The sequence below is a fragment of the Marinobacter sp. genome (assembly GCF_040882185.1).
GTDB lineage: Bacteria > Pseudomonadota > Gammaproteobacteria > Pseudomonadales > Oleiphilaceae > Marinobacter.
In genome coordinates this window covers 1-13,641 of sequence record NZ_JBBEBW010000014.1, presented here as the reverse complement: position 1 = coordinate 13,641, position 13,641 = coordinate 1, and the positions used below count along the sequence as shown (strand labels likewise).

Annotated in this window: 13 protein-coding genes; 4 read left to right on the top strand and 9 right to left on the bottom strand. The window is 55.0% G+C overall.

Features of this window, described 5'->3' with window-relative positions; genetic code table 11:
• Positions 1 to 17: 17 nt before the first annotated feature.
• From prmA to WEB64_RS08560, 5 genes are all read right to left on the bottom strand, one after another.
• Positions 18 to 914 (bottom strand): 50S ribosomal protein L11 methyltransferase, encoded by an 897-nt coding sequence (gene prmA, locus WEB64_RS08580; RefSeq protein ID WP_368060366.1) that lies wholly within the window; start codon positions 912 to 914, stop codon positions 18 to 20.
• Positions 883 to 2,262: an acetyl-CoA carboxylase biotin carboxylase subunit gene (accC, locus tag WEB64_RS08575; protein ID WP_368060368.1), complete on the bottom strand. Its 1,380-nt coding sequence runs from the start codon at positions 2,260 to 2,262 to the stop codon at positions 883 to 885. The genes prmA and accC overlap by 32 nt, the downstream gene beginning before the upstream one ends.
• A 15-nt stretch (positions 2,263 to 2,277) precedes the next feature.
• A complete protein-coding gene (accB, locus tag WEB64_RS08570; RefSeq protein WP_368060370.1) occupies positions 2,278 to 2,742 on the bottom strand; it encodes an acetyl-CoA carboxylase biotin carboxyl carrier protein in 465 nt (154 codons plus the stop codon).
• Between the two features lie 19 nt (positions 2,743 to 2,761).
• The gene (aroQ, locus tag WEB64_RS08565; protein ID WP_368060372.1) at positions 2,762 to 3,202 is read right to left on the bottom strand and encodes a type II 3-dehydroquinate dehydratase; all 441 of its coding nucleotides are present in this window, start codon (positions 3,200 to 3,202) and stop codon (positions 2,762 to 2,764) included.
• A 219-nt stretch (positions 3,203 to 3,421) separates the two neighbouring features.
• Positions 3,422 to 5,035 carry a diguanylate cyclase gene (locus tag WEB64_RS08560; RefSeq protein WP_368060374.1) on the bottom strand — a complete coding sequence of 538 codons (1,614 nt, stop codon included), beginning with the start codon at positions 5,033 to 5,035 and terminating at the stop codon, positions 3,422 to 3,424.
• A 172-nt stretch (positions 5,036 to 5,207) separates the two neighbouring features.
• Between WEB64_RS08560 and WEB64_RS08555 the strand changes: the two genes are divergently transcribed.
• Positions 5,208 to 7,181 (top strand): EAL domain-containing protein, encoded by a 1,974-nt coding sequence (locus WEB64_RS08555; protein ID WP_368060376.1) that lies wholly within the window; start codon positions 5,208 to 5,210, stop codon positions 7,179 to 7,181.
• A 143-nt stretch (positions 7,182 to 7,324) separates the two neighbouring features.
• Positions 7,325 to 8,383, top strand: coding sequence for a DUF2333 family protein (locus WEB64_RS08550; protein WP_368060378.1), 1,059 nt, complete (start codon positions 7,325 to 7,327; stop codon positions 8,381 to 8,383).
• A gap of 85 nt (positions 8,384 to 8,468) precedes the next feature.
• Here WEB64_RS08550 and ppa read toward each other — a convergent pair whose 3' ends face one another.
• The 3 genes from ppa to rpiA form a co-directional block, all read right to left on the bottom strand.
• Positions 8,469 to 8,996: an inorganic diphosphatase gene (ppa, locus tag WEB64_RS08545; protein WP_368060380.1), complete on the bottom strand. Its 528-nt coding sequence runs from the start codon at positions 8,994 to 8,996 to the stop codon at positions 8,469 to 8,471.
• 125 nt (positions 8,997 to 9,121) lie between these two features.
• A complete protein-coding gene (locus tag WEB64_RS08540; protein ID WP_368060382.1) occupies positions 9,122 to 10,261 on the bottom strand; it encodes an acyl-CoA dehydrogenase family protein in 1,140 nt (379 codons plus the stop codon).
• Between the two features lie 117 nt (positions 10,262 to 10,378).
• On the bottom strand, positions 10,379 to 11,059 hold the full coding sequence (rpiA, locus tag WEB64_RS08535; protein ID WP_368060384.1) for a ribose-5-phosphate isomerase RpiA: 681 nt from the start codon (positions 11,057 to 11,059) through the stop codon (positions 10,379 to 10,381).
• A 163-nt stretch (positions 11,060 to 11,222) separates the two neighbouring features.
• Here rpiA and ilvA point away from each other — a divergent pair, with 163 nt between their 5' ends.
• Both ilvA and WEB64_RS08525 read left to right on the top strand, forming a co-directional pair.
• Positions 11,223 to 12,764, top strand: a complete 1,542-nt coding sequence (gene ilvA, locus WEB64_RS08530; RefSeq protein WP_368060386.1) for a threonine ammonia-lyase, biosynthetic — start codon at positions 11,223 to 11,225, stop codon at positions 12,762 to 12,764.
• A 126-nt stretch (positions 12,765 to 12,890) separates the two neighbouring features.
• Positions 12,891 to 13,085, top strand: coding sequence for a hypothetical protein (locus WEB64_RS08525; protein ID WP_368060388.1), 195 nt, complete (start codon positions 12,891 to 12,893; stop codon positions 13,083 to 13,085).
• Here the strand turns inward: WEB64_RS08525 and WEB64_RS08520 are convergent.
• Positions 13,057 to 13,641: 5-formyltetrahydrofolate cyclo-ligase (locus tag WEB64_RS08520; RefSeq protein ID WP_368065556.1), on the bottom strand; the 585-nt coding region annotated here is incomplete at its 5' end. The two genes, WEB64_RS08525 and WEB64_RS08520, sit on opposite strands and share 29 nt — an antisense overlap.

Genomic DNA, 13,641 nt, shown 5'->3' with positions numbered 1-13,641 from the left:
CGCTCAAGCTCCGTTCGTCATCTGTCGCGTCGACGGCCTGTGAGGCGAACCCATTCCTGACGCTCTTCCGGCTCATCCATAATGAACCAGGGCTCATACGCCTCCATGACATCACGGGCCTGATGAGAAAGGATTCCGGAAAGCACGATATCGCCACCCATGCAGACCCGGTTAGCCAGATGCGAGGCCAAACTGATCAGCGGCTGCGCCAGGATATTCGCGAGCAAAACCTCTGCCACGGTGTCAGGTTCGTGCTCGGGGAGGTAGAGGTCCAGACGGTCTTCGGGTACGTCATTGCGACGGGCATTTTCCCGGCTGGCTTCCAGAGCCTGGGGATCGGTGTCGACGCCGATCACATGGTCCGCGCCCAGCAGCAGGGCCGCAAGGCCCAGAATGCCGGAGCCACAGCCATAATCAATGACCTGTTTGCCCGCGACTGCGTGCCCGTCCAGCCATTCGAGACAAAGGGCTGTGGTCTGGTGGGTTCCGGTGCCAAACGCAAGACCCGGGTCCAGTAAGAGATTGGCAGCGTCGGGGTCGGGCGCTTCGTGCCAACTGGGCACAATCCATAAACGCTCTCCGAACCGTAGGGGTTTGAAGTCCTCCATCCAGGCCCGAGCCCAGTCCTTGTCTTCCACCAGTGTCACCTCGATGTCGGGCAGGGACTGCTGGGTCTGTTGGTGCCAGCGGTCTGTGATTTCGGCGCATAGCTGTTCTATGTTGCGCTCGGAGTCAAACAGGCCGGTTACCCGGGTTTCGAACCAGAGTGGCGTAGTGCCAGGATCTGGCTCATACAGAGGCTGGTCTGCAGCGTCTTCCATGGAGACAGCTTCGGCGCCGACCTCCATGAGCAAATCCTCAAGCTGATCGGCATTATCCGGATCAGCCGGGATCTGGAGTTGAATCCAGGGCATGATTTTTCCGTATCAGGTGTTCCAGGTAGTGAATGGTGAAGTCTACCTGTTTGAATCCGCCATCGCGCAAGAGTTTGCGGTGTAGCGGCTGATTGGTCTTGATGCCTTCGACCACGAGCTCATCCAGTGCGTTTTTCATGCGCTTGCGGGCGATTTCACGATCATCACCCCAGGTAATCAGCTTGGCAATCAGCGAGTCGTAATAAGGTGGCACCGTGTAACCACTGTACAAATGAGAATCTACCCGAACACCGTTGCCGCCAGGGGCGTGGAAGTGCTTCACCGTGCCGGGGCTGGGAACGAAGGTGTCCGGGTCCTCGGCATTGATACGGCACTCGATGGCATGACCGGAAATCTTGATGTCGTTCTGGGTGTACTGCAGTGGCATGCCGCTGGCAATGCGTAACTGCTCACGCACAATGTCCACCCCTGTCACCATTTCGGAGACCGGGTGTTCTACCTGCACCCGGGTATTCATTTCGATAAAATAGAACTCTCCGTCCTGATACAGGAACTCAAAGGTACCGGCGCCGACATAACCGATGGTTTTGCAGGCGTCGACACAGGCTTTCAGGGTTTTCTTGCGGGCTTTCGGATCAATGTTCGGTGCCGGGGCTTCTTCCAGCACTTTCTGATGCCGACGCTGCATGGAGCAGTCACGGTCGCCCAAATGGATGACATTGCCGTGCATATCGGCCAGCACCTGAACTTCTACATGCCGGGGGCGCTCAAGGTATTTCTCAAGGTAGACGGTCTCGTCACCGAATGAATTGCGTGCTTCGGTCTGGGTAATCTGGACCGATTTCAATAATGCGGCTTCTGAGTGAACTACCTGCATGCCCCGGCCACCACCGCCGGATGCCGCCTTGATAATTACCGGGTAGCCGATGCGGCGGGCAATCGTCAGGGTGCGTTCGTCATCAGCATCAATGGGACCATCGGAACCAGGTACTGTAGGCACGCCCGCCTTGATCATAGAGTTGATGGCAGACACCTTGTTGCCCATCAAACGAATAACATCTGCCGGTGGCCCGATAAACCGGAAGCCGCTTTTCTCAACCTGCTCGGCGAAATCAGCATTTTCCGCGAGGAATCCGTAGCCCGGGTGAATAGCAACAGCATCGGTGACCTCAGCCGCACTGATCAGTGCAGGTACATTGAGGTAGCTGTCGGTGGCGCTGTTCGGCCCGATACAGACGGTTTCGTCAGCCAGGCGAACATGCATGAGCTCACGGTCAACCTGGGAGTGAACGGCGACGGTGCGGATGCCCAGTTCTTTGCAGGCACGTAGTATCCGGAGTGCGATCTCACCCCGGTTTGCGATTAGTACTTTCTCGATCATGGCCATGGGTCAGCTACACTTTCAGGTGATGATGAACAGGGGCTGATCGAATTCGACCGGCTGGCCGTTTTCCACCAGAATTTCTGAAACAGTGCCACTTTTGTCGGCCTCTATCTGGTTCATCATTTTCATGGCCTCGATAATGCAAATGACGTCACCGGCTTCGACAACCTGACCTTCGGTAACAAAGGCTTTTGACGTCGGAGAAGCGGCTTCGTAGAAAGTACCGACCATTGGCGACTTCACTACGTGTCCCCGGTCGGCCGGGTCAGCCGTCGCACTTGGTGCAGGAGTTTCCGGTGTCGGTGAGGATAGCGCCTGGTGTTGCTGGGGAGGTGGCGCGTAATGGCTCATCATCGGAGCACTGGCGATCTGTTCGCGGCGGCGGGAGATTCGAACCGAGTCGTCGCCCTCTTTAATCTCCAGCTCCTCGACATCGGATTCCTCGAGCAGCTCAATCAGCTTCTTGATCTTGCGAATGTCCATAATCGGTCCCGTTAATATCTTATCGGTGAATGCGTTTAAGCGCTGCCTGAAGCGCCAAGTCATACCCGATACTGCCAAGACCGCAGATAACGCCGTCGGCAATATCGGAAAAATAGGAGTGGTGTCTGAATGTCTCGCGGGCATGTACGTTGGAGAGATGTACTTCGATAAAGGCGATGTCGGAGGCGAGCAACGCATCGCGAAGTGCAACACTGGTATGAGTAAATGCCGCCGGGTTAATCAGGATGTAGTCGACGCCTTCTGACCTCGCTTCATGAATGCGTTCGATTAATTCGTATTCGGCATTGGACTGCAGGTGCATCAGATGGTGTCCCTCATCCGCCGCTTGCCGGTGTAGTCGCTCATTGATATCTGACAGGCTCTCATGGCCGTAAACCTCGGGTTCGCGAACGCCGAGCATGTTCAGGTTGGGGCCATGCAAGACCAGAATCGTGGCCATCGTTCATCCATGCCTTTCTGTTGTTATTAACAGGATCGCCGAAAATAGCGACATTTTCCAGCCATCGTGCGAGCTAAACAAAATCTGTTCAACATTTTTTGACAATTGTTCGGTAACGAGCAGCCATTGTCAGGAAGGAGTGGCGCCGAGTCCATAAGACGTTGGTTTCATAATGTGTCTTGTGAAATCGGGGCTTGAAGCACATAAAACGTAGTAATTTCAGTCGTCTGAAGAGAGTACACAGTTGCGGCCCTGTTCTTTGGCCTTGTACAGGGCGCGGTCGGCCCGTTCGCAAAGAGCTTGCGAGCTGTCGCCGTTCAAGGCGGCAATGCCCGCGCTGAAGGTAACGTTGAATTCCCGATCACCCGCCGGCTGGAGAAGTTCGGAAAAGCGCTCACGGATTTCGTTGAGCACGCTGCGGGCATCGCTTTCACGGGTGTCCGGAAGAATAATTGCGAACTCTTCGCCACCGTAACGGCCAATATGGTCGGTTTTGCGCAGACGTTGTTTGAGAAACATGGAGAGGCTGCGCAGGACGCGGTCTCCAATTGGGTGACCGAAGGTATCGTTGACCTTCTTGAAGTAGTCGATATCCATCATGGCGAAGCAGAGCCCCTGACCCTTCTGCTTGGCTTTCGCAATCTCCTGGTCCAGCAGATACAGCGTATGGGTGTGGTTGTAGAGCCCGGTCAGACTGTCACGGATCATTAGCGCCAGCAGGGAGCGGGCGCGACGACCCCGATTGTGGATGGTAGCGATCAGGTGCTTGGGGTCGATGGGTTTGGTGAGAAAGTCATCTCCCCCCAGGCTCATGGCGTGAAGCTGTTTGCTGACGTCATCCTCGGCTGACAGATAGATGATGGGTACGCTGTGTAACCGGTCCTGCTGCCGAATCACCCGGGCAATCTCCATACCGGTGCAGCCCGGCATGTACATGTCCAGAATGATAATTTCAGGCGTGAAGGCCTCCAGGGCATGGATGATCTGCATGGGGTCGGTGATGATGTGGGCAGTCATGCCAGCTTTTTTGAGGACCGTCTCCATATACTTGGCTTGAGCCCTGGAATCATCCAGCACCAATACACGATAAGGTTCTACGGTGTTGCCGTGAGTATAGGTTTCGATTTTCTCGATCAGCTGACCGGGGTCGACCGCGGGATAGAAGAACTCTTCGCCGCCGCACCGGGAGGCCCGCAGCCGGGTTTCAATAGAGCCATCTTCATCGCTCATAAAGACGATCGGAATGGGTGTGTCATGGCGTTCCTGCAGTCTTTCGACCGTTGCAATGCCCTCATTGGTCCGACCGCCGAAACTGACATCCATCAGGATAGTCTCGGGTTTATGCAGGGCGCAGGCGTCCATAAGAGCTTCCGGGTTGGGGAAGGCGGATGCTCGAAAGCCGAAAAATTCGAGTTGTTTGATCAGCCTTCCAGCCATTTCCATGTTATCCAGCGCCACATAAACAGGCGTTCTGCGGAAGGTTCTGGGCGTTTCTTCAGTGTCCTGGTCTGTTCGGCGCAGGGTGCTCTGGCTAAGTTCATCTATAGTCTTTTGCAGCAAGGCCATTGACTCTGCATCCGGGCGCCCCCCCGGAGGCCATTGCTTCAACGTGGAGAGTAGTTTCTGACCAGCGTGGGCGTGTTTGTCCATGCCAAAGCGCTGGGCAAAACGAACGAGCTTGTCTGCGGCCGACACCAGATCGGCCTGGAAAGCCGATGAGTTCTCGGGTGCTTCACGAAGTTTTTGCCAGGTATCCAGTACAACTCTCGCCTGTGTGGTCACGCGACGGGCAAAATGCTGCCTGAGTTTATCCTTCTGGGTATCGTCGTTCATTGGGCTCCGGCCTGCTTTCTTTTTAATTATCAACACTAGTCGTTTTGCAGAGTCTATAGTGTTTAATGTTGTCGGCGTAGGTGACGCTGTGTAAATGTTTGTCAACGCTGGCCGGGTTCTACGGTAGCCCGGCTTTTAGACAGTCTCTTAACCGAAGCGAGGCGCGGCAGGGATGCAATCCAGTCGACGTGACCATCAACTTGGCGTCATGACCCTGCGGGGCGTGCTGCTGACATTTACCAGCGGACTGATTCTGACTCTGTTGGTTGCGAGTATGAGCGTCAGTTTTGACCGTTTCCGGGACTATATCTCCAGTCAGCTCGATTGGCATGCCCAGGATGCCGCGACTGCGGTCGGGTTATCACTTTCAAATGCAATTGATGGGCGTGACCCGATTGCGTCCGCCTCTCTGATTGACGCAATGTTTGATAGCGGCAGCTATCTTCAGATCCGATATACCAGTAATGACGGCGAATTGATTGCCGGGCGTAGCGCTTCACTGGAAGCTCTCAGCGTGCCAGATTGGTTTGTGACGTTGGCAGACTTGCCTGCCCCTGCAGGTGAAGCAGCTGTGATGCAGGGTTGGCAGCGGCTGGGTAGCGTCAGTGTCATCAGCCATCCGGGCCCGGGTTATCGTGATCTGTGGCGTATCAGTGGTGGCATTCTGCTTGGCAGCCTTATCGTCGGTGGAGCGGCGTTGGCCTCCCTGTTCTGGTTGATAACGCGCCTTCTGCGCCCCTTGAGGGCGCTTGAGGCCCAGGCAGAGGCGATCGGACGGCGGGATTTTCGACGCCGTGTAAGCTTATCCTCTACTCGTGAGATGAATCGCGTCACCCACGCCATGAATCAGATGGCCGATGATCTGGGCCCGCTTTTTGAAGGCCAGGCGAAACTCATCCAGCACTTGCGGCACACTAACAGTGAAGACAGCCTGACTGGCCTGGCAAACCGGCGAGCGTTTGATCAACGTCTTAAGGTAGAAGTGGAGTCAGAAGAAAAATCCGCGGTGGGGGTCCTGGCGCTGCTGCAGTTTTCGAAATTCGCTGAAGTCAATCAGCGCTTTGGTCGGGAGCAGGGTGATCAGCTGTTACGAGAGATTGCTGAGCGACTGAAGAAGGTCGCCCTGGCGCATTCTGGCGCTTTTGCAGGCAGGCGTATGGGCGCCGAATTTGCAATTTTTCTGCCCGGAGTTGGGTTACGCGATGGGTTACAGTGGGTTAAAGCGTTGATCACCGAGTTTGACGGAGTCTACGCCGACGTTTCCCGTCCGGTTGAAACGGCGGTTCACAGTGGTGTGGCGGAAGTTGACGGGTCTTTGTCAGCCAGTGAGCTCCTGGCAGCGTGTGACGAGGCTCTTCGGCGGGCTCAATTGAAAAGTGGCAGTAACTGTTTCAGCGCGGATGCGACAGCGCCCGCTCACTATGGGGGAGAAACCTGGCGTGGCTTACTGACCCGGGCTTTGGAGGACCAGAAAATTGCGCTCTGGCAGCAACCCCTGCTGGCGACCGATGGCACTACCGAAATGCAACAACAAGTATTTTCCCGGGTTATGATTGAAAGAGTCTGGTTGAAAGGGGCCTTATTTGTGCCAATGGCCGAGCGTTTCGGGCTGATGGCACAGCTTGATATATTGGTGCTGGAAAAAGCACTGGCATGGCTCCAGCAAGCCCCGGAGCAGGTCCTTAGCCAAACTCTGGGTCATTCATCCGTCGCAGATGACGAGTTCCAGAAAAACTACCTGTCCCGAATCAAGGAGTCGCCATTTCGGCAGCGCCTGTGGGTGGGGATACCGGAGCATTCAGTACATCATCACCGCGTCAAGGTGGGCCTGCTGGTACGCAACCTGCGCAAGCTCGGCGTTGCGGTGGTGGTCGATCGGTTTGGCGTGGGCGGCGTGCCGTTCAATTACCTGAGAAATCTGCCGTTTCAGGCTTTACGTATTGATAACAGTTTTATCCACGACATACACCTTCACGAAGACAACCGCTTCTATCTTGAATCGATGGTTGCGATCGCTCACAGCAGAGGCGTCAAAGTTTTCGTGTCGGGTGTTGAGACTGCCCAGGAGTGGGCATTCCTCCAGACTCTGGAGATCGACGGTGCCGCTGGCTATTACCTTGGCAGACCGGCCCCAGCGTTGCTATAGGGCCACGGCCAGGCGTTACGTTCGTTGCAGATTGGTGTTCATTGCGTCATGGTAAGACAGCTTAGAGGGCTGTGTGCCAGGGAACATTCACCGGCGCCGGTAACAAGGGCCTTCACACTACAGGACAATAGGATAATGACATTATGCTGAGCCGATTAAAAAGTTACTTTCGTGAACGCAAAGAAGACGTGGGAGGTTCCACCGGCAGTTCTATCGGAAGTTCTCTGGGTAAAATACTGGTCTTGCTGCTTGTCGTTTACCTGCTGGTGACAATTGTGCTTGGCATTATCTGGAGTGATGAGCCGGACACTTTCTCCGTAAGAGAGCACACCCGGACGCTGGCAAATGAGATGCAGCGGGAACCCGTGGTCGGGTTTGCCACCGCCAGCACCATGATGCGTATTGGAGAGACCCTGCTGGACAAACCCGGTGGTTATATCTCGAACGATCTTTTCCCCCCCGGCATCTGGATGGATAACATGCCGTCCTGGGAATACGGTGTGCTGGTGCAGATGCGAGATTTATCCCGTGCTATGCGCCAGGATATCAGCCGTTCCCAGAGCCAGTCATCCGAGGATCGCGATCTCACAGTCGTGGAGCCGCAGTTTAATTTTGACAGTGGCAGTTGGGCCCTGCCTTCCACTGAAGGCGAGTATCGCCGTGGCATCTCCGCGCTGAGAAGTTACCTTGACCGTCTTTCTCGTCCCGAGCAGCCGGATGCCCAGTTCTTCGCCCGCGCTGATAACCTTGATAGTTGGCTGGCCGATTTGCAGACCCGCTTGGGCAGTTTGTCCCGAACGCTGGGTGAAAGTGTAGGTAAGCCTTCAGTGCAGGACGCCATGACCCAGACTGACAACGCTGATCCGCTGGCTGAAAGTATCGACGGCGAAGAAGTCAAGACGCCTTGGACTCTGCGGGACAATGTGTTTTACGAGGCACGGGGGGCTTCATGGGCTTTGCTACACATTTTCAAGGCCATCGAAGTGGACTTCCGCAAAGTGCTGAATGACAAGAATGCGCTGACCAGCGTGCGCCAGATTATTATCGAGTTGGAAGGGACCCAGGGCAGTATGTGGAGCCCGATGATCCTGAATGGCAGTGGGTTCGGGGTATTGGCCAACCATTCGCTGACGATGGCGGCCTATCTCTCCCGCGCGAACGCGTCCATTATCGATTTGCGAGAGCTGTTGTCTCGAGGTTGAGCCGAGGTATGTAAAATATTCCGGGGCTGATTCCGGGCATAAAAAAACCGGGCATCAACGCCCGGTTTTTTTATGCAAGTGCGGTTCAGCCCTTATAGTTGGCGACCGACTCTTCAATGGCCTTGCGGGCCGCAGCAGCGTTTTCCCAGCCCTTGACCTTGACCCACTTGCCAGCTTCGAGGGTTTTGTAGTTCTCGAAAAAGTGCTTGATCTGGTCCCGCAGCAATTGGGGTAGGTCTTCAATATCTTTTACGTCGGTGTAGGCTTTGGACAGCTTTTCATGGGGTACAGCGACCAGCTTGGCGTCGCCGCCGGCCTCGTCTTCCATGTTCAGCACACCCACTGGTCGGCAGCGAATTACGGAACCCGCCTGAACCGGGTAGGGCGTTACCACCAGTACGTCCAGCGCATCCCCATCGTCTGCCAGGGTATGGGGTATAAAACCGTAGTTGGCGGGGTAAAACATTGGCGTCGCCATAAAACGGTCAACCAGCAAAGCACCCATGTCCTTGTCGATTTCGTACTTTACCGGCGAGCTGTTGGCCGGAATTTCGATAGCAACATAGATGTCTTCGGGCGGGTTTTTGCCAGCGGGGATATGGTCAAAGTTCATGTGCGATCCTCTGTCGTCGGTCCGTTAAAACTGCGGTTAAAAAGTGGTCGCAATTATACGGGTATCTGATCGCAATCGAAACTAAACCATTGGTAGGCTACCGTCATATCCCTGGCGAAAACTGGTTACAGCCCCATCTGCTTACCAATCAACTCCTTCATAATTTCAGTGGTACCGCCACCTATGGACAGAATCTTGCCATCCCGGTAGAGCCGCTCCACCACCGACTCCCGCATGTAGCCCATGCCGCCGTGAATCTGTACCGCCTCCCTGGTCACTTTTTCGCAGACGTCCGTGGCAAAGTTCTTGGCCATCGCCACCTGTTTAACAGGATTCTTGCCAGCCTGCATCAGGGCGGCACAGCGGTAAGTGTATTCGCGCGCCACGTCAACCTGGGTGGCCATGTCGACCAGCTTGTGGCGAGTGACCTGGAAGCCAGTAATAGGTCGGCCGAAGGCTTCACGGCTGCGACCATATTCCAGGGTGGTCTCCAACGCAATTTCTGCCGTCATGTAAGCCATGATGGCCAGCATCAGGCGCTCTTGCAGAAAATTGCTCATGATCGCAATAAAGCCCGCGTTTTCAACGCCAATGAGCCGGTCTGCCGGTACTTTGCAATGGTCGAAAAACAACTCCGCGGTATCGCTGGCCCACCACCCCATCTTCCGCAGTTTGTTGCCAGTTGAAAAGCCCGGCATTTCGCGATCGATCAGCAGCAAACTGATGCCACCATGCCCCGGGCCGCCCGTGCGTACTGCGACGGTGTAGTGATCCGCGCGGAGCCCGCTGGTAATAAAGGTTTTACTGCCGTTAACGATGTAGTGATCGCCGTCACGTACCGCCCGTGTTTTCAGGTTGGCGACATCGGAGCCGCCGCCGGGTTCGGTAATGGCAAGAGCCGCGATCTTTTCACCGCGAAGGACCGGTGGCACGATGTGTTCTCGGATCTCGGGCCGTGCCCATTTCACCACCGGGGGTAAGCCGATATCGAGGGAACCGAGGCTGGCGACCAGGCCGCCGGAAGTCGAGCGCATCAATTCTTCGGAGACGGCAACCTTGAGAAACACGTCGTTCTCACCAACGCCTCCCAGCGCCTCTGGAAAGCCGATGCCCAGCAGGCCGTCTTTGCCCGCCTGGCGGTAGAGCGAACGCGGAAACTCGCCAGCTTCTTCCCAGTCGTCAATATGAGGGAGCACGTGAGTGGTGATGAATTTACGCGCACTCATTCTTACCTGAAGATGAGTTTCGTTGAAATAGTCAGACACAGCGACATCCCTTTGGATTGAGCGTTGAGGAAAGTGTCGCTGAATCCTGATAGCCAAGCAAGCGCTTGGTTGCCACATGAGGCATCAAGTTTAATGCAGGAGTGCCAGCACCGGCTGTTAACTACCTTTGCGGCGGATCGTCTCGACGCCGCGACCGGAGCCCAGCATCAGGACGTCTGCTGGCCGTCGGGCAAACAGACCGTTGGTCACGATACCGACGATCTGATTGAGCTTCTCCTCCATAACAATGGGGCGGCTCAGGTCCATATTATAAATATCGATAATAATGTTGCCGTTGTCAGTCCTGACCCCGTCGCGGTACATCGGGTCGCCCCCCAGTTTAACGATTTCTCGCCCTACATGGCTGCGTGCCATGGGGATGACTTCAACGGGGAGAGGGAACGCCCCCAGAATATCGACTTTCTTGGACTCGTCGGCAATGCAGATAAAGGTCTTTGCGACGGCGGCGACTATTTTCTCGCGGGTCAGTGCAGCACCGCCTCCCTTGATCAGTTCAAGGCGCTCATTGGTTTCATCGGCGCCATCAATATAGAACTCAAGGTCTGCGACGCTGTTCAGGTCATAAACCGGAATGCCATGCTTTTCCAGACGTTCTGCAGTCGCATCGGAACTGGCGACAGCGCCTTCAAAATCCATCTTGTGCCCGCCGAGCAAGTCGATGAAGAAGTTGGCTGTACTTCCGGTTCCAATCCCGATGATGCTGTTGCTGTTCAGTTTCGGCGTAATGTAGTCCAGTGCTGCTTTTGCCACTGCCTGCTTGAGTGCGTCCTGGTTCATGGTCAGCTCCGGTGTAAAACAAAATGAGTTGGTAATTATAGCCTTCATGGGATGCGGGTTATAGACGCGCCCTCTGCAAACTTTCTACACTGTGCGTTTGCTTTCGCGGGTTTGCGCCCGATTTCTGTTTTATTCGTATTGCCGACCACTGGATTACAGCACTATGCCGCAACGCTACATCAAGAAAATCCTCGATGCCCGGGTCTATGACGTGGCCATCGAGACACCGTTGACCGAAGCCAAGAGTCTCTCCAAGCGCTTCGGGAACAATATCTTCCTCAAGCGTGAAGATCTTCAGCCGGTGTTTTCTTTCAAGATTCGCGGCGCATACAACCGAATTGTCCAATTGTCCGAAGAACAGAAGGCTAAAGGTGTGATCTGTGCCTCGGCGGGCAATCATGCCCAGGGTGTGGCGCTGGCCTCGAAAGAGCTGGGTATCAAAGCGGTGATCGTAATGCCTCAGACCACACCGGACATCAAAGTCCGGTCGGTTAAAAGTTTCGGGGCAAAGGTAGTCCTTAAGGGCGATGCCTTTGATGAAGCGGCAGCCCACGCTCAGGAACTGATCAAAAAGCACGGTTACACCTACATTCCGCCCTATGATGATCCGGATGTGATCGCCGGGCAGGGCACCATTGCCATGGAACTGATGTGGCAGTTCACCAGGCCGATTCATGCGGTGTTCATCTGCGTTGGTGGTGGTGGTCTGATCGCCGGCATGGCGGCCTACATCAAGTATCTCAGACCGGAAACCAGGATTATCGGCGTGGAGCCGGATGATTCCAATTGTCTGCAGGCGGCACTGGCTGCAGGCGAGCGGGTGATTCTGGACGAAGTGGGAATTTTCGCGGATGGGGTAGCGGTCAAGCAGATCGGCGAGCATCCGTGGGAGATCTGCAAAGACCTGGTCGATGAGGTCATTACCGTTTCAACGGATGAAATCTGTGCCGCGATCAAGGACATCTTCGAAGACACCCGCTCCATTGCTGAGCCAGCCGGAGCGTTGGCGGTGGCTGGCATCAAGAAGTATATCGAACGGGAGGAAATCGAAGACGAGAATCTGATTGGCACCCTCAGCGGCGCCAACATGAATTTTGATCGCCTGCGCTACATCTCCGAGCGCACAGAAATCGGCGAGAAACGTGAGGCGATCCTGGCGGTGACAATTCCGGAGCGACCCGGCGCCTTCAAGTCGTTTATCAACGCATTGCACAAGCGCAGTATCACCGAGTTCAATTACCGCTACTCCGATACCGAGGAAGCCCGGATTTTTGTCGGTATCCATATCCAGCATGGTGGCTTCGGGCGGGAAGAATTGGTGCAGGATCTTCGGGAAAGTGGCTACGGCGTGGTTGACCTGACTGACAGCGACATGGCGAAACAGCATATCCGCCATATGGTAGGCGGTCATGCCCCCAATGTCGGTAACGAAAAAGTCTATCAGTTCCAGTTCCCAGAGCGTCCCGGAGCGTTGCTCAAGTTCCTGATGTCACTGGGCACTCGCTGGAATATCTCAATGTTCCACTATCGTAATCATGGCGCCGCCTATAGCCGGGTCCTAATGGGCGCTCAGGTAGAGGACAATGAAATGGGTGAGTTCGAGGCCATGCTCGATAAGGTCGGTTTCCGTTACGAAAACATGACCGATAATGAGGCTTACCGCCTGTTTCTTGGGGCAGGGAACGGCGTTAAAGCGAAAAATTAACACATGTTAATCTGTTAAAAATTGTAAAATCCGGGATGCATGATAGGCTTTCAGCTAATTCGATAAAGTCCAATTAGTTGTATGATTTGCAAGGCTTTGGTGCCTTTGCAGAGGAGTGAGCGCCCTATGGATCGAAAGCCTGACATTATCCGGGCCGTCGTTCTGGTTTTTGCAGTTGGTCTTGTCATCACGGGCTTTACGTCGATTCAGGCCTCTGATGATGACAATCGTTCTGCTGAGCTTGCGCCCGCCACACCGTTTTTATCGTTTCTGCAAGAGCGCAGCCCGAATGTTATGCCCGGTATTTCCCCTGATCGCTGACAATGGCATGCAGTGGAATGTCCCAGGCTTCAACCGGTAACGCTTCAACCCGCTGACATTCGTGTGCCAGCCCAATCAGCTTGGGCGCCATGCGGAGTGCGTAGCGGGTAAACGCGAAAGTGCGATCATAGAACCCCCCTCCCATGCCGAGCCGCCCTCCGTCGCTATCAAACCCCACCAGTGGCATCAATACTGCATCCAGCGCCCAGGGCGGACGCTTGAGGCCTTGCTTGAAGTCCGGCTCGGGAATGCCAAAGCAGTTGGGTGTCAACCTGGTGTCTTCATCAAATGGACTGAACACCAGTCTGCCTCGATGAACAGGATGTAAAACCGGCAAATAGAACTGGATGCCGCGGTTACGGCCCTGAGCTATGTAACACAAAGGGTCAATTTCGCCGTCGTTGGGAAGGTAAATGGCCACGTGACGGGTGCGAAAGAGTTCTGGGTCATTGAGCAGATTCAGGGCCAGTCGTTCGGACGCCAGATTTTGCTGAGCAGTGGATAAATTGCGACGGCGACTGCGCAGTTCTTTTCGCAATGCATTACGGGAAAAAGT